Origin of the sequence: Rhodococcus sp. KBW08, assembly GCF_003852455.1 — a bacterium.
Classification (GTDB): domain Bacteria; phylum Actinomycetota; class Actinomycetes; order Mycobacteriales; family Mycobacteriaceae; genus Rhodococcus_F; species Rhodococcus_F baikonurensis.
The window spans coordinates 185014-207720 of sequence record NZ_QAJJ01000018.1 but is presented as its reverse complement, the minus strand read 5'-3'; the positions used below and the strand labels follow the sequence as shown (position 1 = coordinate 207720).

The window sequence follows — 22707 nt, the reverse complement described above, 5'->3', positions numbered from 1 at the left end:
CCTCCGTAGAACTTCCGATCCCCCGCCGCAAGTGTACCCAGAAGCGAACCCCGTCAGGCGGACTCCACCACGGCCGCCATACCCTGGCCACCGCCGATACACATGGTCAACAGTGCTTTTCCGCCGCCGCGTCGGCCGAGTTCGTGAAGCGCGGTCGTTGCCATACGCGCACCCGTCGCTCCCACGGGGTGCCCTAGTGAGATGCCGGAACCGTTGACGTTCAGGCGATCGAGGTCCTCGAAGCCCCATTCCTTCACGACGCCGAGAACCTGGCACGCAAACGCCTCGTTCAGCTCGACCAGATCGAAGTCGTCAAAGCCTGCCCCTGTTCGAGCAAACAGTTTCGAGACGGCGGCAACCGGCCCGAGGCCCATCAGCCCCGGTTCACAACCGGCCGCGGCCCAGCTGTCGAGGAACCCGATGGGTTCCAGCCCCAGCTCGTCCAGACGATCCTCGGCGACCACCAACATCGCTGCCGCAGCGTCGTTCTGCTGGCTGGCGTTACCGGCGGTCACGACGCCTCCCTGTGTCACCGCACGCAGCCGTGCCAGGGTTTCGAGTGAGGTATCCGGACGGATCCCCTCGTCAGCACGAAACTGTGTGACGTTCCCTTTTCGATCAGTCTGTTCGACGGCAACGATTTCGGCATCGAATCGGCCGGAATCTCTTGCCAGTGTTGCTTTTCGGTGACTCTCGACAGCGAAGGCGTCCGACTCTTCCCGCGTGATCCCGCAGCGCGCCGCGACGTTCTCGGCCGTTTCGATCATTCCGCTGATCCGGCCGAATCGCCACTCGGGTTGCGAGCGCTCGCGGCCACGATCGAGGCGGTCGAACAGTTGCAGCCCACCGGATTTGGTTCCCCACCGCGCTCCGGTGGTGTAGTGCTCGATCCCGCTCATCGATTCGACGCCACCCGCGAGAACCACGTCGGCCGCACCCGTCTGGACCATCATGGCTGCGGTAACGATGGCCTGCAGACCCGTTCCACATCGGCGATCGGTCTGGAAGCCGGCTACCGAAATCGGCAACCCGGCTTCGAGCGCCGCCCACCTGCCGATGCACGGTGCCTCCGAATTGGCATACGACTGCCCCATCGCGACGTCGTCGATGCGAGACGGATCGATTCCGCTGCGACGCACGGTCTCCTTGACGACAGTGGCAGCCAAACTTTCCGCAGACACGTCACGAAGTGCCCCTCCGAACCGGCCCACCGCGGTTCTGACCGGCGCGACCAATGCTGCTCGTTTCACAACTGACCTCGAATCTCGTTCTGGAAGAATGGAAAAGGAATCAGGAGACCAACAGGCGCACGGTATCCGCCACCAGCGCAGGCTTACCCGCTCCTTCGATTTCGATCGTGTACCGCACGACAATCGTCGCGCCCTTCGCGGAGCGCTCGAAAGAAAGAATCTCCGCACCGGCTCGCACCGAAGAACCGACCTTGACCGGTTCGGGGAATCGCACCTTGTTGCTGCCGTAGTTCACGGTCATGGAGATTCCGTCGACACGCATCACCTGAGCACCGAGCACTGGCAACAACGAAAGAGTCAGATAGCCGTGGGCGATGGTGCCGCCGTACGGACCCTGCGCTGCCCGCTCGGGATCCACGTGAATCCACTGGTGATCCTCGGTGGCGTCGGCGAACTTGTCGATCCGATCCTGCGTGACCGGGAACCACGCGCTGTAGCCCAAGTGCTCACCGACAGCTGTCTCCACGTCGTCGATTCCATTGAAAATTCGCATAGTTCTCTCCTGAAAGGTGTTGAACAGCAAAGAAAAGCAACAGCGCCGCGGCGCAGTTCTAATGTGCGCCCCGGCGCAGTGTCACCCGATACGTGTACTGCTCCGGCAAGAAGTAGCTCACCGACAACTCGTTGGCAACGCCCTGCGCGTTGGAGTACAAACGGTCCACCCGCAACATGGCGTGGCCGATTTCGCAACCGACGTCCCTGGCAACGTCCGCCGTTGCCGGGGACACCGTGATCGACTGTGCTGCTTCGACGATCGGACTGTCGATCAGCGGCTCCAGCAAGCCGATCACCGTATTGGCGCTCACCGCACCGGCCGCCATGGCGGGCAGGTCGATGATCTGCCGAGCAACGGCCTCCGGCAGATGCGCCGTCGTCTGAACGAACGGAACTCCCTCGTGTATCCGTCGGAAGACCACGGTGTACACGACGTCGGTGTCGAGCCGAAGCCGACTGGCCGCCTCGATGTCCACGCGCCGTTGCAGCGGTGCCACAACTTCCATCGTCGTGTCCCGCGAAAGGTTCATGAGATCTTCGATGGATCCGAGATGACGGAGATAGCGGCCGCTGTTCTCGGTCACGAACGTGCCGCGCCCGGGTACTCGGTACACGATGCCCTCGGCAACCAGGTCGTGAAAGGCTCGGCGGACTGTCTGCCGACTCACGCCGTGATGCTGCGCCAGTTCGGATTCGGTGGGCAGTTGAATGCCGTCGCGGTAGGTACCGGCAGAGATCTGCTGACGAAGCTCACGAGAGAGGCGTTGGTACGCCGGCTCCGTCTCTCTTTCCTTACCGCTCATAGCGACATGATCCTACTTGCTCACCGCTCCGTCACAGACCGCCGCGGGCAACCAGCTGCGAAACGATCACGTTGCGCTGAATTTCGTTGGTTCCCTCCCCGACGATCATCAGTGGTGCATCACGGAAATACCGCTCGACGTCGTACTCCGTCGAGTAGCCGTAGCCGCCGTGGATGCGGACGGCGGACAACGCGATTTCCATCGCCACCTCGGAGGCGTACAGCTTGGCCATGCCTGCCTCCATGTCACAGCGCTCGCCGCTGTCGTACATCTGCGCCGCGTGCCAGGTCAACTGCCGCGCGGCGGTCAGTTTCGTTGCCATGTCGGCGAGGTAATTGCCGATCGACTGGTGCTTCCAGATCGGCTGGCCGAAGCTCTCGCGCTGTTGCGCGTAGGCAAGTGAATCCTCGAGAGCGGCCGTGGCGACGCCCAGTGCGCGGCAAGCCACCTGGATACGGCCGGTCTCCAGCCCCTTCATCATCTGGGCGAAGCCCTTTCCGGGAGCACCGCCCAGAATGGCCGACTCGGAGATGCGGTAATTGTCGAAGGACAGTTCGCAACTCTCGACGCCCTTGTATCCGAGCTTCGGGAGGTCGCGAGAGACGGTCAGCCCTTCGCCGTGCTCGACGAGGACGATCGAGATGCCCGCATGACGAGGGCTTGCGCTGGGATCGGTCTTGCACAGTAATGCGATCACGCCGGACCGGCGGGCATTGGTGATCCATGTCTTTGCGCCGTTGATGATCAGATCTGTGCCGTCACTCTTGGCGTTGGTCGTCATGGCCTGCAGATCGGAGCCTCCGCCGGGCTCGGTGAGCGCCATGGTTGCCCGGATCTCGCCGGTTGCCATTCGCGGCAGGTACTTCACCTTCTGCTCTTCGGTACCGAACAGCGAGATGAGCTTCGCGACCACCGTGTGTCCACCCATCGCTCCCGCCAAGGACATCCACCCTCGCGACAGTTCCTGCGTCACCTGCGCATAACAAGGCATCGACACCGGCGATCCGCCGTACTCCTCGGGAATCGCGAGGCCGTAGATCCCGATCTGCTTCATCTGATCGATCCACTTCTCGGGATACTCGTTCGCGTGCTCCACCTCCTGGACCGTGGGCTTGACCTCTCGGTCGACGAACCGGCGCACGGTTTCGATCAGAAATGTCTCTTCGTCGTTGAGCTTGAGCATGAATCCGCCTCGACTTGAAAAAGTTTGTACGGCCATATTTCGATATTGTTCGCGCAATGTCAATACCGGCCTTGACATCGATACGCAGCAACTGCCAGCATCGAGGCAGTTCGGTGCACATCAACGCCGTTCACGGCAGCTCATCTATTTCGCAACTGGCCGTACATTTGATCCCCAGATCGAGGTAATCGACACACATGGACGAGAACCACTACCGCGCGACCAGACGCCGCGCGTCCCTGGTCGCACCGGGTTCGGACGAGCGCAAGGCCCGCAAAGCACTCTCTTCGTGCGCGGACGAGGTCATTCTCGACCTCGAAGATGCCGTCACTTCGTCGAACAAGGACCTGGCACGAACCCTCGTGAGCTCCTTGGTGCTCGAGTTCGGTGGGGCGCGCACCATCTCGGTCCGAATCAACGGCCTGACCACGCCGTGGGCCCGCGACGACCTGATCGCCTGCGGCAGCCTCGAGGAATCGCTGACGAGCGTGATCGTCCCGAAGGTCGAGTCCGCCGACGAACTACTCGAGGCCGAGCGCATCCTCTTCACTGCCGGTGGGCACCACACCACCCTGCAAGCCCTGATCGAAACTCCGCTCGGCGTCCAGAATGCCGACTCCATCGCCCGCGCGACTCCTCGTCTCCAGGCCGCGATCATCGGATACGCCGATCTCGGTGCAGCGCTGGGTCGCTCACGCTCGGCACTGCCTGAACACTGGCTTGCCATTCAGGACAGAATCCTAATTGCCTGCCGCGCAGCCGGCGTCGCAGCAATCGACGGGCCCTTCCTCGGCATCACCGACGACGACGCTTTCCGACACGCCGCGCACTGGACCAGCGCTCTCGGGTTCGACGGCAAATGGGTCATCCACCCGGCGCAAATCGACTCGGCCACTATCGCATTCACCCCCTCGGACGACGCCGTCCGTGACGCCAGACGGGTACTGACCGCACTCGAAGAGGCCGAAAACCTGGGTTCGGGTGCCGCCCAGCTCGACGGCCAGATGCTCGACGAGGCAGTGGCCGTGGCAGCGCGTCGTACGCTTGCCCGAGCCGAAGGAGTCACTGTATGAGCGAGCACTACGCCGGAGGACCGTACTTCGACGACCTCACCCACGGACAGGTATTCGACGAAGCCCCCGCGGTCACGTTGACCAGTGGACTCGCCGCCGCCCATCAGGCGATCCTCGGCGACCGCATGCGCCTTCCGCTCGACGCACATCTGTCGTCGAGTGTCACGGGTTCCGCTGCACCAGTGGCGAATCCAGGTCTCGTCACCGACATCGCCATCGGCCAGTCGACCGTGGTCACACACCACGTCAAGGCAAACCTCTTCTACCGTGGACTGCGATTCCACCGCTTCCCGGTGCTCGGCGACACCCTGTACACACGAACCGAGGTGGTCGGGCTGAGGGAGAACTCGGCCAAGCCGGGACGCGCTTCCACCGGTCTTGCCGCGCTGCGGATGACGTCCACCGACCAGAACGGCAACACGGTCCTCGACTTCTACCGCTGCGCCATGCTCCCACTGAGCCCCGATCCGATCGAGGCGCGAGTTCGCCACGCCGACGACCTCGGGGCGATCGGTCCGTCCGAACCGGATCCGTACCTGTCACCTGACGGCTGGGACCTCGACACGTATCGAGAGCGAGTACCCGGCAGGCACTTCGAATCCGACCTGTTGGGTTCGGTGTTTCGCAGCAGCGGCGACGTCGTCTCCAGCGCCCCCGAGCTTGCCCGGCTGAGCTTGAACATCGCAGCGACGCACCACGACGAGCGCGTCGGCGCCCACGGTCGCCTCGTCTACGGCGGCCACACCATCGGGATTGCACTCGCCCAGGCAACCCGCGCTCTGCCGAACTTGGTGACAGTGCTCGGGTGGCACTCGTGCGATCACACCGGGCCCGTGCACGAGGGCGATACCCTCACCAGCGAACTACACGTCGAAGGCTCGTCGCCCCTCGAACATGGAACCGCAGTGCAGCTACGTTCACTCGTGTTCTCTCACAATGCTTCTGCAGCACACACCCCGGTCCTCGACTGGCGTTTCACTGTGTTGATGGCATGAGCACACACTTTTCCACCACGGAGGAACACAGATGAATCAGACCCTTGGCCCGTTGTCCGGGCTTCGAATCGTCGAGGTCTCGAGCTTTGTCGCCGCACCCCTGTGCGGACTGACTCTCTCCCAGCTCGGCGCCGAGGTGATCCGGATCGACCCGATCGGCGGTGCCTCCGATTACAAGCGCTGGCCAGTCACCGACAACGGTGAAAGCATCTACTGGACCGGACTCAACAAAGGTAAACGGTCACTGTCAGTGGACATGCGCGCCGAGCGCGGCCAAGAACTGATTCGGCAGCTGGTCACGGCTCCGGGACCCGGCGGGGGAATCCTGGTCACCAATGCCGGCGGACGCACCTGGATGGGCCACGACTCCCTGGCCCAATTGCGTAGCGACGTCATCACCCTCGAGGTTCTCGGACGCCGCGACGGCAGCCCCGGCGTCGACTACACGGTCAACGCCGCGTTGGGATTCCCACAGATCACCGGCCCCGCGGACTACGCCGGAGTTGTCAATCACGCCTTGCCGGCCTGGGACGTCGCGTGCGGGCTCTACGCCGCCCTGTCGATCACTGCCGCTGTGCGCCAACGTGACTCGACCGGACACGGCACGCAGATCACGCTGCCACTCGAAGACGTCGCATTGGCCACCGCGGGAACCCTCGGCTACCTCACCGAAGTACAGGTGAACGGCCGCAGTCGCGAGTCCGGCGGGAACGCCGTCTACGGCACGTACGGAATCGATTTCGTCTCCAGCGACAACGACCGGTTCATGATCGTTGCACTCACTACTCGCCATTTCCGTGACCTTGCGTCGGTCACCGGCACCGCGGCGGCTGTCGACGCCGTCGAAGCCGCCCTCGGAGCCGACTTCTCCACCGAAGCGGACCGCTACCGTCATCGAGAGGTCCTGACAGCCCTGTTCTCACACTGGTTCCGGGAACACAGCGCCGCCGAGATCACTGCCGCGCTGGACCAGTCGTCAGTACTGTTCGAGAGGTACCGTGGTTTCGAGGAGGTTGTGAAATCCGGTGAACTCGAGAACAACCCGATGTTCTCCGCACTCGACCAGCCTCGAATCGGAAGTTATCTCGCTGCCGCCAACCCGGCGTCGTTCGACGGCACGCATCTGAGCACCGGACCGGCCTCCGAGGTCGGCGGCGATTCGGTCGCGGTGCTCACCGACATCCTCGGAACCACCGCTGATCACGCCTCGACGCTCATTGCGGACGGCGTTGTCGGGGTTCCGGCGAACTGACCCACTCACGAACGTATTTCGGCCTCGGAACACAGTTCCGAGGCCGAAAACATGCAACGAGCAATTCAGAGACCAAGATCCTTCGCGATGATGGTCTTCATGACTTCACTTGTGCCACCGTAGATTCGCGTGACACGTGTATCGGCGTAGAGGCGTGCGATCGGATACTCCGTGATGTACCCGTATCCGCCATGGAGTTGGAGGCACTTGTCGATCACTCGACCTGCCGCCTCGGTGCAGAACAGTTTCGCCTTCGCTGCATCGGGAATCGTCAGCGTGCCACGGTCATGACATTCGAGTGCGTTGTCGGACACCAACTGGATGGCATCGACCTCGGTGGCACATTCGGCCAGAACGAATTTGGTGTTCTGGAATGCCGCAACCGGCTTGCCGAACACCTTGCGGTCCTTGACGTAGTCGACGGCAAAGCGAAGCGCTGCACTGGCAGTGGCGGCCGCTCCGAATGCGATAGTCAGGCGCTCCTGAGCCAGGTTGTGGGTCAGGTAGCTGAATCCGTCGCCTTCTTCTCCGAGCCTGTCCTCGACGGGTACCTGTACGTCGACAAACGAAAGCTCCGCGGTGTCGGAGGTCTTGAGACCGATCTTGTTGATCTTGCGCCCCACCGAGTATCCGGGCGACGACGTGTCGACCACCAGAATCGACAACCCGGTGCGTCGGTTCTCCGCTGTGCTGGGCGCGGTGCGGCACACCACCAGGACGCGATCGGCAAGTACCCCGCCGGTGATGAACGTCTTGGAACCGTTGACCACGTAGTGCGTACCGTCCTCCGACAGCTTGGCCGTCGTCGCGATGTTCGCCAGATCCGACCCTGTTCCCGGTTCGGTCATCGCGATCGCGAACATCAGATCTCCGGAAGCGAAGCCCGGCAACCAGCGACTCTTCTGCTCGTCGTTCGCGTACTCGAGCAGGTAGGGCAGGATCAGGTTCGTATGCACCGACTGCGAGCCGAAGGAAGCCCCGGCGGCAGCAACTTCCTCGGCGACGACGACGTTGAACTTGAGCGACTTCTCGCCGCCTCCGCCGTATTCCTCCGGCACCTGAATTCCGAGTACGCCCAGCTCTCCGAGTCGTCGGTAGAAATCGCGGGGCGGGTGACCGTCCTCTTCCCACTTCTCGTGGACCGGGGTTACTTCCTTCGCGATGAAATCGCGGACGGTAGCCCGGAATGCCTCGTGATCCTCGTTGAACACGGTGCGCTGCATGTATGAACTCCAGTCGGTCGAGGGAACAGGGTGATCCTGATCTCACCTTGCCTCAATGTTCCGCATCCGATCCAACACTCATCGGCTATTGCTCCGATAGGGCGTACCAATATGGTCTGACCTGCGATACATAGGCAACCGCTATCGTTCCGATCATCGACGCGACATTGCCCAAAGTGATCCAGAACACGTTGAATGGGTCAGCCGGCAAACACAACACCATCGATCGCTTCGAGGCCGCGCTTCGAGCACGATCGCATCCGCCCACCAGTCTCGAAGGGACGCCACGTGACCCCCATCGCGCCACAGCGTAACGACGTCCAGCCCGAAGCAACAGCAACGCCAGATTCGTCAGCAGTCCCCGTCTTCGGTACCCGCAAGCGTGCGTGGACGATGACCGGGCTCGTCGTCTTCCTCTACATCGTCAACTACGCGGACAAGGCAGTCCTCGGAATCATCGCTCAGCCCCTCGCTCGTGAGCTCGGACTGAAGTCTTCGCAAATCGGCATGGTCGGCTCGCTCTTCTTCCTGATGTTCTGCATCGGCGGATTCCTCGCCGGACCACTCAACAAGTACCTGACCCTACGTTGGGCACTGTTGATCCTGGCCGCAATCTGGTCCGTGGTCATGCTCCCCCTCGTTCTCGGCGCCAGCCTCGCGATGTTGATCGTCTCGCGCATGCTCCTCGGATTCGCCGAGGGTCCCAGCTCGGCGCTGATGCACACCGCGGCGTACTCGTGGCACCCGCCGGCCAAGCGCGGCCTTCCCGGCGCAATGCTCGCCGGATCCGCCTCTGTGGCAAAGATCGCCCTCGCGCCGGTACTGACCTTCATCGCCGTTCATTACGGCTGGCGCGCAGCGGTTCTCTCGCTCTCCGTTCTCGGTCTCGTGTGGATGGGTTGCTGGTTGGCCGGTTGGTCCGAGGGCCCGTACACGAGCAAGGCCGTCAAGGCGACAAAGACTGCGGATACAGAAGCAACCGAGGCAGCCACGAAGACGGTCACCGAGCCCAACGTTCCGTGGCGCAAGATCCTGCTCTCCCGCACCTTCGTCAGCTGCTGCTTCCTCATCGCCACCATCTACGCGCTGACCACCGTCGTTCTCACCTGGTTGCCGTCGTACTTCGAGGTCGGCCTCGGATACAGTGCGATGCAAGCCGGTTCGATGTTCGCGCTGCCCTCGATCGTCGGTCTCGTCCTCATGATCACCTCCGGTTCCGTCACGGACAAGTTGATCGGCCGCGGCTTCACTTCTCGCACGGTCCGCGTCATCGTTCCCTGCGTCGGCGTTCTGATCTGCGGATCGATTCTCCTGTTCCTGCCACAGATCTCCACTCCCATCGTCGCTGTCGCCATGGTCTCGATCGGCTACGGGTTCTCGGCAATCACCTTCCCGCTCATCAACGCTGCAATTTCGGAACTGTGCCCGCCGCAGCAGACTGCCGGAACGATGGGATTCTTCCTCGCCATCATGTCGATCGGTGGCCTGATCGCTCCTTACGCAACGGGAGTCATCGTGGACAACGCTGCAACCCCGGCCGACGGTTACGCCCAGTCCTTCCAGGCAATCGGCGTCATCGGAGTCATCGCCGCGGTTCTGGTCCTCGTCTTCGCCAATCCCGAGCGCGATCGCAAGCTCATCCGCGGCTGAGTACTCCACGTATAGCCATTCGCTAACAAAGCTATTCACCGAAAGACATTGCCGGGTCGACCCGCTCGTGATCGACTCGAGGCACGCCCCGACCGCACAGTCGCAGAACCGGGCACGAACAGCAGGAGAGATACATGCGAGATGCCGTCATCGTCGACGCAGTACGTACACCGATCGGCCGTCGCGGCCGCGCCCTCTCGGAGATCCATCCGGCCGAACTGTCTGCACATGTGCTGCGTGCACTCGCTGAACGGACCGGACTCGACGCGGCGACGGTCGACGACGTGATCTGGGGATGCGTCAGTCAGGTCGGCGAACAGGCCGGAAGCATCGCCCGTACAGCAGCACTCGCCGCCGGCTGGCCCGACAGCGTTCCCGGCGTGACACTGACACGGGCCTGCGGATCGAGCCAGCAGGCAGTTTCCTTTGCTGCGGCCACCGTCATCTCCGGGCAGAACGACGTGGTCGTAGCCGGAGGCGTCGAATCGATGTCGCGAGTTCCGATGGGAACCGCCAGCAAGAACGGTGAGCATTTCCCGGCTTCGGTACTCGAACGCTACGGTGTGGACAGTTTCAGCCAGGGGACCGGCGCCGAGATGATGGCCCGGAAATGGGCACTCACTCGAACGGCTCTGGACGAATATTCCCTCCGCTCACACGAACTCGCGGGCCGTGCCACCGATGCAGGAGCATTCACCGGGCAGATCACTCCGATCGCCGGCTTGTCCCAGGACGAAGGCATTCGGCGAGGTGGAAGTCTGGAGTCGCTCGCGAAGTTGCCCCCGGCCTTCGACGCCGACGGTGTCATCCACGCCGGCAACTCTTCTCAGATCTCCGACGGGGCGGGCGCCACACTCGTCACGACCAGCGAGTACGCCCGCGCACGCGGGTGGAAGCCGCTCGTCCGTATTCACACCGCAGTGGTCGCAGCCGACGACCCGGTCATCATGCTTACCGGTCCGATTGCCGCCACCGCAAAGGCATTGGATCGCTCCGGCCTGTCCATCGACGACATCGGAGCGTTCGAGATCAACGAGGCATTCGCCCCCGTCCCCCTTGCCTGGCAGGCTGAAACCGGCGCAGCCATCGATCGTGTGAATCCTCTCGGCGGCGCTGTCGCGGTCGGCCACCCACTCGGCGGATCCGGCGCGATCTTGATGACTCGCCTGGCACATCACATGCGCGACAACGGAATTCGATACGGACTCCAGTCGATGTGCGAGGCCGGCGGCATGGCCAATGCGACCATTCTCGAATTGATCTGACCCGACAACGCTTTCGGGCCGACACGTCATCCAGCAGGAAAGAAGAATTGATTCATGAAACTCGAGGGACTTTCCACCGCGATCACCGGCGGCGCTTCAGGTCTCGGCCTGGCTACCGCTCGACGACTGCTCGACGCCGGAGCGCAGGTCACATTGATCGATCTGCCTTCGTCCGACGGTAAGCAGGTGGCGGCCGATCTCGGAGCTGCCGCACAATTCGCCCCGGCCGACGTCACCGACAGCGAACAGTTCGCCGAAGCACTCGACGCGGCGCACGAGCGCGGCGGCCTTCGCGGCGTCGTCCACTGCGCGGGTGCCGGACGTCGCATGCGCATTCTCGACAAGGACGGAAAAGCCGGATCGGTCGAAGATTTCGAGTTCGTCGTCAAGCTGAATCTTGTCGGTTCGTTCAACGCACTCCGTCTCGGCGCCGAACGGATGGCGGAACTCGACGCCGTGGACGGTGAGCGAGGTGCCGTCATCATGACGGCGTCGGTCGCAGCATTCGAAGGTCAGATCGGTCAGATCAACTACACAGCGTCCAAAGCCGGCATCGTCGGTATGACGGTCACCGCTGCCCGCGATCTCGCCAGCCGCGGAATCCGCGTCAACACCATTGCTCCCGGCATCATGGACACTCCCCTGCTGGCGCGCCTGCGCGAAGACGTGCGCACGGCCCTCGAAGCCTCGGTTCCCAACCCCTCACGGCTGGGTCGCCCGGACGAGTTCGGCCAGCTCGCCGTCTCGATGCTCGAGAACGGCTATCTCAACGGCGAAACCATCAGACTCGACGGCGCTATCCGAATGGCTCCCCGGTGACGGGCGCCAGCGTGATCGCCAATCCACAACTGCGCCACAACATGCACTACCCGGATACGACCATGGCGTACTGGGCACCCAGCATGGCGGCACTGTACGGTGATCGCCTCGCCGTCGTGGACGGCGAGCGCACGTGCACGTTCCGCGAACTCGGTCAGCGCAGTGCGCAATTCGCCGGTGCACTGCGGCGGGCTGGGGTCGGCGTCGGCGATGTCGTGTTGCTACATCTCGGGAACTGTGTCGAGTTCCTGCAGGCCTACTACGGCTGCCTGCAGGCCGGGGCGACCGTGACATTGGTCAACCCGCTGCAGCCAGAACTCGGACTGCGCAAGCAGATCGAGGAGACGTCCGCCGTTGCTGCGGTCACTCAGAGTTCGCAGCTGCACGTACTGCTTGCAGCCTCTTCAGGAACCTCCGTACGTACGATCGTGATGGTTCAGGACACCGAGGGCACGCTCGATACACCGGAGTCGGTCGTCGCGTTCGACACCTTCATCGCCGATCTACCCACCGAATTCACCCCTGCCTCCGTTCGTAGCGACGACATCGCACACATCGCGTTCACCGGCGGAACCACCGGAGTCTCCAAAGGTGTTCGTGTTCTTCACCGCAACGTCGTCGGCAACATCACGCAGATGTGTGGGTGGAGAACCGGGCACGAGTTGGAAGCAGGTCCTGACGGTCTCGTCACGCCTCGACGCATCGAAGGCCTCGACGTGCTCGGTCCGACGCCGGGGACCGGGGCGACCATCGTCGTCTCACCTCTCTTCCACGCACATTCATTGCTCAACACGTCGTTCCTGTTGATTTCCGGTCTCACCCAGGTATTTGCCGGTCGGTTCGAACCCGGCCGCATGCTCGAGCTGATCGAAAAGCACGAGGCCACCTATCTCACCGGGTCTCCCGCCATGTGGCACGCACTGTCGGTTCATCCCGACGCCACGGTGCGCAACACCGACAGCGTGTGCGTCGTCTCTTCGGGCGCTGCCCCGATCGACAGCGTCACCCTCGCCGCACTCCGCCGGGCATTTCCCAAAGCGCTCGTCGTCGAGGGGTACGGGCTTACCGAGGCCACCTGTGTGGTCACGGCCGCTCCGCTGATCAACGGCTCGCAGTACCGGCAGAGCAGCGTCGGCCTCCCGATCTTCGACACCGAAATCCAGATTCGCGATCAGCTCGACCGAAAGACTGTTCTGAGCGAGAACGAACGCGGCGAACTGTGGGTGCGTGGACCTCAGGTCACCGACGGCTATCTCGGACACCCGGAAACCACCGCAGAACAGTTCGTCGACGGCTGGTTGGATACCGGAGACATCGCGTACCTGGACTCGGACGGATATCTCTTCATCTGTGACCGGGCAAAGGACATGCTCATCTACAAGGGGTACAACGTCTATCCGCGTGAACTCGAAGAGATTCTGGTTTCGCACCCGGCGATCTCGACTGCTGCGGTCGTCGGCCGCGAAGTGGGGAGCACCGGCCAGGAGCCCGTAGCCTTCGTGGTGATGATTCCGGGCGCCGAGTTCGACGCCGAGCAGATCAAAGCGTTTGTCGCCGAGCAGGTATTGCCGTACAAGAAGATTCGCGAAGTCGTCGAGGTAGAACTCCTCCCGACATCGGCTGCCGGTAAGGTCCTCAAGACCGACCTCCGCTCGAGACTTCTCGAATCCGTCGATCAGAAAGGCGGTTCCAGGTGACGACCTTCGCAGACCTGACGTCGCAACTGCGTGTCCCGGTTCTCGCTTCACCGATGTTCATCATTTCGACTCCTGACCTCGTCATCGCGCAGTGCACTGCCGGGATCATCGGGTCCTTCCCGGCACTGAATGCTCGTCCGCAGTCGGCACTTCGGGATTGGCTCAAACTGATCACCGTGGCTCGTGAGGAACATGATCGTGAGCACCCGGAGAATCCGTCGGCGCCATTTGCCGTCAACCTCATCGTCCACCGGTCCAACAACCGCCTGGAAGAGGACCTGGCGACCATCGCCGAGTTCGAGGTTCCGATCGTCATCACGTCCCTCGGCGCTCGCACCGACATCAACGACGCAGTCCACGCCTACGGTGGAATCGTCCTTCACGACGTCATCGACAATCGTTTTGCACGCAAGGCGATCGAGAAGGGCGCCGACGGACTGATCGCGGTGGCTGCCGGGGCTGGTGGTCATGCCGGTAGGCAGTCGCCGTTTGCCCTGATTCGTGAGATTCGTGAGTGGTTCGCCGGTCCGCTACTGCTGTCGGGTGCCATTGCTCATGGCGATTCGGTTCTCGCTGCGCTCGCGGCCGGTGCCGACCTTGCTTATGTCGGTTCGGCTTTCATCGCCACCGAAGAGGCCAATGCGGATCCTGCGTACAAGGAGATGATCGTGGGTTCAGGGGCCTCCGACATCGTCTATTCCAACCTGTTCACCGGAGTACACGGAAACTACCTGCGGGGCAGCATCGTTGCCGCCGGCTTGGACCCCGACAACCTGGCCGAATCCGATCCATCCGCAATGAGTTTCGCGACCACCGACACCGATACCAAGGCGTGGCGTGACATCTGGGGCGCCGGACAGGGCATCGGAGCGATCGACGCAGTCCTTCCGACGCATGCAGTAGTAGAGCGTCTCGCCGCCGAGTACGCTGCCGCTCGAGAACGTATCTGCCGACTCTAGTGCTGTGACCGGCGTTCGTCAGGCAGGCGTTCGTCAGGCAGGGATTCGTCAGGCAGGGATTCGTCGGACAGGTACTCGTGGACCAGGTTCACGAATACCTGTCCCACCGGCGACAGTGTCGAGGGGTCGAAGGTGAGACCGTACGCACGCAGGAATCTCGGCTCGCAGGCCCGTTCCACCACCTGACCTGGCATCGATTTGGCCACCGAGCGCTCGACCAACGAACCGCCGAGCCCGGCGATGACCATCGGGAGCCGCGACTCCCGTTGCTCGGTCACCACCGCGAGTTCCGTTCTGGTACCGGCCTTTCGGATCGAATCTTCTATCGCGTCACCCATCGCTGCCCCGCGAGGAACGAACACCATGGGAATCTCCGGCATTTCCGAAAGGCGTACCGGCCCCTCGGGTAGTTCGGTTCCCGCCGGGTAGACCAGGCGGTACTCCTGCTCCCCCAATTCGACGATCTCGAGGCCTTCTCCCGCCTCCAGTGGCAGATGAGCCACCGCGAATTCGCAGTGGCCGTCCCGGATGAGACTTTCCAGATTGTCCTCACGCTCGAGTTCCGAGAATCTGACTCGTGCTTGCGGATACCGTCGACAGAACTCCGCAATCAGATCGACGATCGTCCCCGAGGTCAGTGCCGGGAAAGCCATGATGTCGAGGCGACCGACGATGGCGCCATCGGATGCCGTCAACTGTTCAGCCGCCGCAGCTACGTCTCGCAGGACCTGTCGACTCGGGCCGACCAGGCTGCGACCGGCCGCACTGAGCACCATGCCGCGCCCGATGCGATGGAACAGCCTCACTCCCAGTTCACGTTCGAGCCCGCGCAACGCTTGTGACACGGTCGGCTGAGCAACTCCCAAAGCCGCTGCGGCGCCGTTGATCCCCTTGTTCTCGACGACCGCGAGGAAGTACTCCATCTGCCGGAACTCCACAGTTCACTCCTCTTCCTCGGACGGAACGGCGGAGGAAGCCATTTCCGCAGCCGTCGCGATGAATGCAGCGGCTGCCGGAGATTGCTCGCCCGAGCGATAGACGATGCCGACGTCGCGTGTCAGCGGCGGATCGAAGGAGAAGGCGCCGACGTCTGTCATCTGCTGCTGTGCAACCCTTCTCGGCACGACAGTGGCGCCGATCCCTCGACGCACGAGTTCCCACGTGGTCACAGGATGGACGCAGTCCACGACTACGTTTTCGGCGCCTTCGCTGAGTAGACCCCGGAACTGATTCGATTGATCACCGAGATCGACCACCAGCGGCAAACTGTGCAAGAGCGCTCGCGGAACCGGATCCGTCAACGGCGCTGCAAGCCGGCCGGACAACGACGCATGGGTGGCGAGTACCAACTCCTGAGTGGCAATCGGAGCCGTGACCAAACCTTCGTACCCGATACTCAGATCGGTGACGCCGACCTCGGCCGACCCTCGCCGTAACGCATTGTCGACCCCGGCCGGGCCGTACGTGTCGAGAACGCGCACGACGATCTTGGGGAAGTTGGCGCGGAATCGCCTGACCAACTCGACCATCGGATCGATCGAGAACGCCGAGTACGAGACGACGTCCACCCGGCCGAACTCGAGTTCGCGAACGGCGGTCACTTTCGCCTTCGCGCGCTCGACGTCGGCAAGGATTCTCCTGGCCGCGAGATCGAACGTGCGGCCCGCGTCGGTAAGAACCAACCGCCTACCGGTCCGGTCGAAGAGCGTGGCGCCGAGTCGACGCTCGAGCGTGCGAATTGCCTGTGACAGCGAGGGCTGCGAAATGTAGAGAGCCTGAGCGGCCTTCGTTATCCCACCGTGGTCGACAACAGCGACGAAGTAGGTAACGAAGTGCAGATCCACTCATCCATCATACGACCAGCGATCTGACGCTCACTCCACCCGAGTTACCCCGGGTACGGCCCACTCACCGGTGAAGACCGGCTCCCGCTTTTCCACGAAGGCACGAACCGCGTCGGTAGCATCCGTCGCAAAATTGACCGCCTGGGCCCTCGCCTCGTTGTCCAAGGCTTCCCGCAACGAGAGTGAGGTGTGATGTTCGAGCATCGCAGCAGACTGACTCAGTGCGGCCGGCGGACCGGCGGCGAGCCGCTGCGCCAGTGTGGACGTGTGTTCGTCCAGTTCGGCCGGTTCGACCAGATACGTCACCAACCCGAGCTCGTAGGCTTCCTGTGCGTCGATCGTCTCGGCGAGCATCACCAGTCGCTTGGCTTGTTGGAGGCCGACCAGTCTCGGCAGGATCCACGAACCCCCGAAGTCGACAGACAACCCCCGTTTGGCAAAGATCTGGCTGAACTTCGCACCCTTGGCTGCCACGACGAAGTCGCAGAGCAACGCCATGTTCCATCCGGCTCCGACGGCAAACCCGTCGACCTTCGCCACCAGAGGCTTGGGAAACTCGCCCAGTGCGATCGCCGTTGCGTTGATGACACGCATGCGATCGAGCGGGTGCGACGAGCCACGCTTGTCCAGATCGGATCCCGCGCAGAAGGTCCCGTCCGCGCCGGTCAGGATCACAGAGCGAATCTGCGAGTCCTCTTGAAGTTCGAGGACTGCTTCACGTAGAGCGATCCAGGCGTCGAGATCGAGAGCGTTGCGGCGTTGCGGCCGACAGAGAACAATCGTCGCGACAGCACCGTCACGTTCGATGCTCACGGCCGCGCGCTCGATCGTCTCGGCACTCATGAACCGCTCCACACGGGAGAGCGCTTCTCGGCAAATGCCGTGGCGCCTTCCTTGGCGTCACGTGAGGTGAAGACCGGATCGATGAATTCGCGTTGCGCGACAAAGGCGTCCGGATCGGTGTACTTGGCGGACATTGCCAGTACCTGCTTGGTCGCGCGCACAGCCAGTGGACCGTTTGCCGCTACTCGGGCCGCAAGCTCGCGTGCGACGGTCAACGCCTGTCCCGGTTCGGCGAGCCGATTGACCAAGCCATGATGATGCGCCACGGTGGCACTGAGCGGATCCCCCGTGATCGCGATTTCCATGGCCAACTGGTACGGGAGAATTTTCGGCAGACGTAGGAGTCCGCCGGCCGCCGCGGCAAGCCCCCGCTTCACCTCGGGCAGGCCGAATTTCGCGTCCGTGGATGCCACGATCAAGTCGGCCGCCAAGGCCAGTTCACAACCGCCGGCGAGTGCCCAACCTTCGACGGCTGCGATCAGCGGCTTCGACGGCGGAGACTCGGTCAGACCGGCAAATCCACGACCCGGCAGCGATGGTCGCTCCCCGCGGGCAAAACCCTTCAGATCCATACCGGCGCAGAAGGTTCCACCGGCTCCGGTCAGAATGCCGATGGTGAGATCGGACCGTTCCTCGAACTCGTCGATCGCGGCTGCAAGTGCCTTTGCGAGGTCCAGGTTGACCGCGTTCTTGGCCTCGGGACGATTGAGGGTGATGACGGCAACGCCGTCGGCGAAGTCGGTGAGCACGACGCTCATGTTCGGTTCCTACTTCCGTGATGAGATTCTTGAAAGGTCACTGCGCGCGAAGACTCCAGCGCACGGGCGTGCCGCCGGACGGTGTCACGATCTCCCGCTTGGCCAGAACAACAAGATGAGCATGGGTTTCGCGAACTGCCAAGCGAAGTAGTCGCGGCGACATCTGGTCGAACGGACGAGACCAGGAGATCGTGCGCGAGAGTTCCCAGGCCGTGGATTCGGGCTCAGCCTGCACCGCAGCCACGATCTCCGCCAATCGCTCCTCGTGGTGCCCCATCAATTGACGTGCACGATCGGCGATCCCACGGAATCGATATTCATGTGCCGGAAGCACTTCGCATTCGCCCAGTGTCGTCGTCGCCTCGAGCGAGAGAAGATAACGATGAAGCGGGTTCTCGAGTTCACCGGGAATCGTGGAGATGTTCGGGCTGATCCTCGGCAGCATGTGGTCGCCGCTGAACAACAAGCCTCTGTCCTCTTCCACGAAGCAGAGATGTCCGGGAGTGTGCCCCGGTGTCCATTGGGCCCGGAGATTCCAACCGGGTAGGTCGAGTGAATCCCCATCTCCCAGAACAACGTCGATGGTTTCGTGCTCAGCGAACCGCACCAGGTCGACCCGAGACGCGTCGAGCACTTCGGCCGGTGCACCGAGTTCGGACAACTGCAGGTTCCAGCCGGTGATGTCGTCGCGGGTCTGCTCGGGACCGTGGTATCCGAGGAGCGTCGCATCGGCCACGTGCATCGCAAGCGTCGCGCCGCTGACCTGCCGAAGACGCGGTGCCAGGCCGAAGTGATCGGGATGCAGGTGGGTGATTGCCGCATAGCGCACTTCGGAAACGTGGTATCCGATCGATGTAATGCCGTCGACGAGAGCCTGCCACGACTGTTCGTGATCCCAGCCGACGTCGATGAGGGCAAGTCCGTCGTCGAGCGCGAGTGCGTAGACGAGTACGTAGCGCAAAGGGTTGTCCGGCATGGGAACAGGGATCGACCACAATCCGTCCCGCACTTGTTCCACCGGTGGAAGAACTTTGTTCGCCCACGCCTCACGTTGTGCGACACCGACGTCTTCGGTCACGATCATGATGCTTCTCCGCTCGCGTTCAGCATGGTCCGCAGGCTCGACTTGAGCAGTTTTCCGCTCGCGTTGCGAGGTAGGGAGTCCACGAAATGGATCTGGCGAGGTTTCTTGTACGACGCCAACTTCGCTGTGCTGAAAGCGATCAACTCGTCGACGCTTGGCATGTCGGCACCGTCGACCAGTTTGACCACCGCGGTGACGGATTCACCCCAGCGCTTGTCGGGAACCCCGACCACCGCGACCTCGGCGACCGAGGGGTGTTCGGCCAGAACGGATTCCACCTCGATCGGATAGACGTTCTCACCGCCGGTGATGATCATGTCCTTGAGTCGGTCGGTGACGAACAGATACCCCTCGTCGTCCAGATGGCCGGCGTCCCCCGTCCGGAGGAAGCCGTCGTGGGTGAACAATTCGGCGGTCTCACGTTCACGTCGCCAGTACCCGCGAGTGTTGTTTCTACTGCGCGCGACGATCTCACCGGAATTGTTGGGCGGCAATTCCTCACCAGTGGTGACGTCTCGAATGGAGATCTCGACGCCGATCATCGGTTTTCCCGCAGAGCGGAGCAACTCCGAACGCGGTCCGCTTACGTGATGGTCGTAAGCACGAAGGACGGATACCGATCCCGTTGTCTCGGTCATCCCGTATCGCTGGACGAATTTGCACTTCAAGACGGTCATCGCATGAGCGAGGAGCGCCGGAGTGATCGGCGACGCCCCGTAGGCGACCACCTCCAGGCTGGTCAGATCGAAACTGTCGAGAGTGGGCAGATCTACCAGCGTCTGAATGACGGCAGGTACCAGAAATGCGTGGGTGACGTGGTGAGTCGCGATGGCATCAGCGACCTGAGCCGGCGCCAGGTCTCCGAGCAGCACCAAAGGGACCCCGGCCGACAAGCACGTACTCATCCAGCCGGCACCGGCGATGTGAAAGAGGGGAAGTGCGTCGAGTGCGACTGCATTCGAACCGAATTCGTAGACATCGAACCCCTCGGGCTCGTTGTACAGATTCCGGTGCGTGGCCACGACGCCCTTGGGCCGGCCGGTTGTCCCGGACGTGTACAGCTGCAGAACTGCTGCGTCCGGATCGTGCCCCTGTCCGGGGTCGACGCCGTTCCCGGAGGTCACGAACTCCGCCCAGGTTCGCGAATCCGGCAGGCCCCCTGCAGCTCCCACGGTTATGACCTCGATCTCCGGCAACGCTGAGGACATCGCCGCCGCCCCCGCGGCGAACTCGTCATCGACGATCAAGACGTCGAGCTCCGCGTCCTCGGCGATGTCGACGAGTTCGAGTGGGTTGAGCCGCCAGTTCAACGGGATGAACACTGCGCCCGCCTTCGCACACGCGATGAAGGTTTCCGCACCTTCGAGCCCCATCCGCAGTAGCGCACCGACGCGAGCACCGGCAGCGGTCACTTCTGCCAGCGCGCTCGCCAAGGTACTGGTCTCGCCATCCAGCTCAGCCCATGTCAAAGTTCGGTCGCCGCACGTGATCGCCGGTTCGGACGGCCGTGTCGACGCCGAGTGGCGTATCCGGTTGGGTAGGTGAAGCTCGCTCACATCACGCTCCTGTGTTCCAGGTACTCACCGAGCACGAACCGCGGTCGGTGGTACTGGAACAGTCGACCATCGCTATGGCCTGCGCCACAAAGACGAGAAGGCGCACAGAGCCATAGCTGAGACCTATGTCTGCAGGTCGCAGCAAGTCACCGCCGCCAAGGTCCGGTCATCTGGGAGAATTTGCCAGATGCAGGCACCCGGGATGGACATACGCAGCGCGCAGTATCTCGTCGCCGTCGTCGATCACGGCAGCGTCACCGCCGCCGCGGACGTCCTGCGTATCTCGCAACCGTCACTCTCGCAGGCCGTACGCAACCTCGAACGAGCACTCGGAGCCACACTCTTCGAGCGCACCACTCGCGGTCTGGCTCCCACCACAGTCGGACTGGCAATTACCGATTCTGCACGTGCGCTGCTCGCCGACGTTGCTCGGGCCGAAGCCGCGGTGGCCGCAGTAACCGCTTTACGCGCCGGCGAACTCGCCATAGCTGTTCAGTCCGATCTTGCCATCGACCCTGTTGCAGAGGTCGCCGGACGCCTCCATCTGACGGCACCCGGAATTCGGTTCTCCACGAACGCCGTCCCGAACGCACAGGACGTGCGCGCGATGGTCAGAGCAGGTACGTGTGAACTCGGGTTTCTCGAGACCCACCCGAGTACCGATGTCTCCGACGGGCTTCGAGAAATTGCCGTGAGTACCCAGGAAACGGTCTTGTCGATCCCCGTTCGCCTGGCCACAGACCTACCCGATCCGGTTCCGCGCGCCGTGGTTGCGCGCCTGCCGATGGTGGTCGAGGCATCGACATTTCGGCGCGGGCATTCGATCGACGACGATCTGGAGCTCACCAACGTCGTCGTGGAAGTACCTGATCGCCTTGCCGTCCGGGAAATGGTCGGGCAAGGTGTAGGCGCCGCGCTGCTGCCCAGATCGATCGCCGAACAAGACTCCCCAGCATCTGAGGTTCGCTCGCTTTTCCCGCCGATCACGCGGCAGACGATCTTGGTCTACCGCGACGGCCCGCTCTCGCCGGCCGGGTCTGCGTACATCGAGAACGTCTCCACACGTCACAAGCCGTCCACGAACAGCCTGCCCAACGGCGAGAGCGTCTCCGGATCGAACTCGATGCCGTAATTCAGTGAGATTGCGGGCTCCACCGGAAATATCTCCGCGCCGGACGCGACCGATCTCTCGGCCAACGAACGCTCCATGAATGCCATACCCAAACCCGCAAAGACGAACGCGCCGACGGTCTCCCGCTGCGCCAACTCCGTCGACATCCGAGTCCGGGCCCCGGCGGCCTGCAGGGACGACTCGATGGCTAGCCGCGCCCGCGAGTGTTTGAGCACACCCACCACGGGGAGATCGGGCAATGCCGTCAATGACACCGGCTCTCCCGCAGCGGGTTTCACACCATTCGGCCAGACGCCAGGATGAACCCCCGACGGCACTGCCAGCCAGTATTCGTTCACCCCGATCACTTTCGTGGACCGCGCCGACATGTCGGGTGGCCAATAGCTGAAGACCACCTCGCATGCGCCGTCTGCCAACACCTGCTCAGACGATGCATCCTGCGGCAGTTCACCGACCCGAACGGTCACAGCAGGCCATCGCTCACGAAAGTCCGCCACGATGCGTGCGATCGGACCTTCGAGACCATGTGCCGCGGAGCAGATGTCGAGCCGCCCACGAGGCTCGTCGGCCGTACCGATCGCGACGTTGAATGCGGCCGCACTGCTGCGCATCATCTGCCTCGCCGGCCCTACCAACGCCCGACCTGCCGCCGTCAGAACCAAGCCACGACCGACTCGGTGAAACAGTTCGACTCCGAGTTCACGCTCGAGACCACGAATACCCTGCGACAGCGACGGCTTGGTGACCGACAGATTCTGCGCAGCCGTCGACAAGGACTCCCCACCGGCAACGGCAAGGAAGTACTCGATCTGACGTAGGTCCACGG

The 22707-nt window shown here is 62.8% G+C and carries 21 protein-coding genes; 9 read left to right on the top strand and 12 right to left on the bottom strand.

The window, feature by feature from the left end:
• Positions 1-53: 53 nt before the first annotated feature.
• From DBV08_RS24755 to DBV08_RS24740, 4 genes are read right to left on the bottom strand one after another with little or no spacing between them, the layout of a single operon-like run.
• Entirely contained in the window at positions 54-1250 is a 1197-nt protein-coding gene (locus DBV08_RS24755; RefSeq protein WP_124569207.1) for an acetyl-CoA C-acetyltransferase, read from the bottom strand.
• Between the two features lie 40 nt (positions 1251-1290).
• The gene (locus DBV08_RS24750; protein WP_095973159.1) at positions 1291-1743 is read right to left on the bottom strand and encodes a MaoC family dehydratase; all 453 of its coding nucleotides are present in this window, start codon (positions 1741-1743) and stop codon (positions 1291-1293) included.
• A 58-nt stretch (positions 1744-1801) separates the two neighbouring features.
• Positions 1802-2548 carry a GntR family transcriptional regulator gene (locus DBV08_RS24745; RefSeq protein ID WP_124569206.1) on the bottom strand — a complete coding sequence of 249 codons (747 nt, stop codon included), beginning with the start codon at positions 2546-2548 and terminating at the stop codon, positions 1802-1804.
• Positions 2549-2579: 31 nt separating this feature from the next.
• Positions 2580-3731, bottom strand: coding sequence for an acyl-CoA dehydrogenase family protein (locus DBV08_RS24740; protein ID WP_095973186.1), 1152 nt, complete (start codon positions 3729-3731; stop codon positions 2580-2582).
• 197 nt (positions 3732-3928) lie between these two features.
• Here DBV08_RS24740 and DBV08_RS24735 point away from each other — a divergent pair, with 197 nt between their 5' ends.
• Genes DBV08_RS24735 through DBV08_RS24725 form a run of 3 tightly spaced genes read left to right on the top strand, consistent with a single transcriptional unit; the run spans position 3929 to position 7051 of the window.
• The gene (locus DBV08_RS24735) at positions 3929-4804 is read left to right on the top strand and encodes a CoA ester lyase (protein ID WP_124569205.1); all 876 of its coding nucleotides are present in this window, start codon (positions 3929-3931) and stop codon (positions 4802-4804) included.
• Complete coding sequence (locus tag DBV08_RS24730) at positions 4801-5799, top strand: MaoC family dehydratase (RefSeq protein WP_124569204.1); 999 nt, start codon at positions 4801-4803, stop codon at positions 5797-5799. The genes DBV08_RS24735 and DBV08_RS24730 overlap by 4 nt, the downstream gene beginning before the upstream one ends.
• Before the next feature lie 31 nt (positions 5800-5830).
• Positions 5831-7051 carry a CoA transferase gene (locus DBV08_RS24725; RefSeq protein ID WP_124569203.1) on the top strand — a complete coding sequence of 407 codons (1221 nt, stop codon included), beginning with the start codon at positions 5831-5833 and terminating at the stop codon, positions 7049-7051.
• A 65-nt stretch (positions 7052-7116) separates the two neighbouring features.
• On the opposite strand, the gene DBV08_RS24720 is transcribed toward DBV08_RS24725, so the two are convergent.
• The gene (locus tag DBV08_RS24720; RefSeq protein ID WP_124569202.1) at positions 7117-8274 is read right to left on the bottom strand and encodes an acyl-CoA dehydrogenase family protein; all 1158 of its coding nucleotides are present in this window, start codon (positions 8272-8274) and stop codon (positions 7117-7119) included.
• Positions 8275-8469: 195 nt separating this feature from the next.
• Between DBV08_RS24720 and DBV08_RS24715 the strand changes: the two genes are divergently transcribed.
• The 5 genes from DBV08_RS24715 (at position 8470) to DBV08_RS24695 (ending at position 14664) form a co-directional block, all read left to right on the top strand.
• Positions 8470-9924: an MFS transporter gene (locus tag DBV08_RS24715; protein WP_172436749.1), complete on the top strand. Its 1455-nt coding sequence runs from the start codon at positions 8470-8472 to the stop codon at positions 9922-9924.
• A gap of 134 nt (positions 9925-10058) precedes the next feature.
• Positions 10059-11189, top strand: a complete 1131-nt coding sequence (locus DBV08_RS24710; RefSeq protein WP_095973154.1) for a thiolase family protein — start codon at positions 10059-10061, stop codon at positions 11187-11189.
• A 54-nt stretch (positions 11190-11243) separates the two neighbouring features.
• The gene (locus tag DBV08_RS24705) at positions 11244-12008 is read left to right on the top strand and encodes an SDR family NAD(P)-dependent oxidoreductase (RefSeq protein WP_124569201.1); all 765 of its coding nucleotides are present in this window, start codon (positions 11244-11246) and stop codon (positions 12006-12008) included.
• A 41-nt stretch (positions 12009-12049) separates the two neighbouring features.
• Positions 12050-13705 (top strand): class I adenylate-forming enzyme family protein, encoded by a 1656-nt coding sequence (locus tag DBV08_RS24700; protein WP_185564929.1) that lies wholly within the window; start codon positions 12050-12052, stop codon positions 13703-13705.
• 53 nt (positions 13706-13758) lie between these two features.
• Entirely contained in the window at positions 13759-14664 is a 906-nt protein-coding gene (locus DBV08_RS24695) for a nitronate monooxygenase family protein (protein WP_206028855.1), read from the top strand.
• Here the strand turns inward: DBV08_RS24695 and DBV08_RS24690 are convergent.
• The 6 genes from DBV08_RS24690 to DBV08_RS24665 are packed head-to-tail and all read right to left on the bottom strand — an operon-like array spanning position 14661 to position 20749.
• A complete protein-coding gene (locus DBV08_RS24690) occupies positions 14661-15602 on the bottom strand; it encodes a LysR family transcriptional regulator (protein WP_124569199.1) in 942 nt (313 codons plus the stop codon). The genes DBV08_RS24695 and DBV08_RS24690 overlap by 4 nt on opposite strands.
• 3 nt (positions 15603-15605) lie before the next feature.
• Positions 15606-16508 (bottom strand): LysR family transcriptional regulator, encoded by a 903-nt coding sequence (locus DBV08_RS24685; protein WP_124569198.1) that lies wholly within the window; start codon positions 16506-16508, stop codon positions 15606-15608.
• Positions 16509-16538: 30 nt separating this feature from the next.
• Positions 16539-17351 carry an enoyl-CoA hydratase/isomerase family protein gene (locus DBV08_RS24680; protein WP_124569197.1) on the bottom strand — a complete coding sequence of 271 codons (813 nt, stop codon included), beginning with the start codon at positions 17349-17351 and terminating at the stop codon, positions 16539-16541.
• Positions 17348-18109 carry a crotonase/enoyl-CoA hydratase family protein gene (locus tag DBV08_RS24675; protein WP_095973148.1) on the bottom strand — a complete coding sequence of 254 codons (762 nt, stop codon included), beginning with the start codon at positions 18107-18109 and terminating at the stop codon, positions 17348-17350. Before DBV08_RS24675 ends, DBV08_RS24680 begins: the two co-directional genes overlap by 4 nt.
• A gap of 37 nt (positions 18110-18146) precedes the next feature.
• Positions 18147-19193, bottom strand: a complete 1047-nt coding sequence (locus tag DBV08_RS24670; protein ID WP_124569196.1) for an MBL fold metallo-hydrolase — start codon at positions 19191-19193, stop codon at positions 18147-18149.
• Positions 19190-20749 (bottom strand): long-chain-fatty-acid--CoA ligase, encoded by a 1560-nt coding sequence (locus DBV08_RS24665; RefSeq protein ID WP_124569195.1) that lies wholly within the window; start codon positions 20747-20749, stop codon positions 19190-19192. Before DBV08_RS24665 ends, DBV08_RS24670 begins: the two co-directional genes overlap by 4 nt.
• A gap of 187 nt (positions 20750-20936) precedes the next feature.
• Between DBV08_RS24665 and DBV08_RS24660 the strand changes: the two genes are divergently transcribed.
• Complete coding sequence (locus DBV08_RS24660; RefSeq protein ID WP_080909919.1) at positions 20937-21881, top strand: LysR family transcriptional regulator; 945 nt, start codon at positions 20937-20939, stop codon at positions 21879-21881.
• Here DBV08_RS24660 and DBV08_RS24655 read toward each other — a convergent pair.
• Positions 21815-22705, bottom strand: coding sequence for a LysR family transcriptional regulator (locus tag DBV08_RS24655; RefSeq protein WP_124569194.1), 891 nt, complete (start codon positions 22703-22705; stop codon positions 21815-21817). The genes DBV08_RS24660 and DBV08_RS24655 overlap by 67 nt on opposite strands.
• Positions 22706-22707 lie beyond the last annotated feature (2 nt).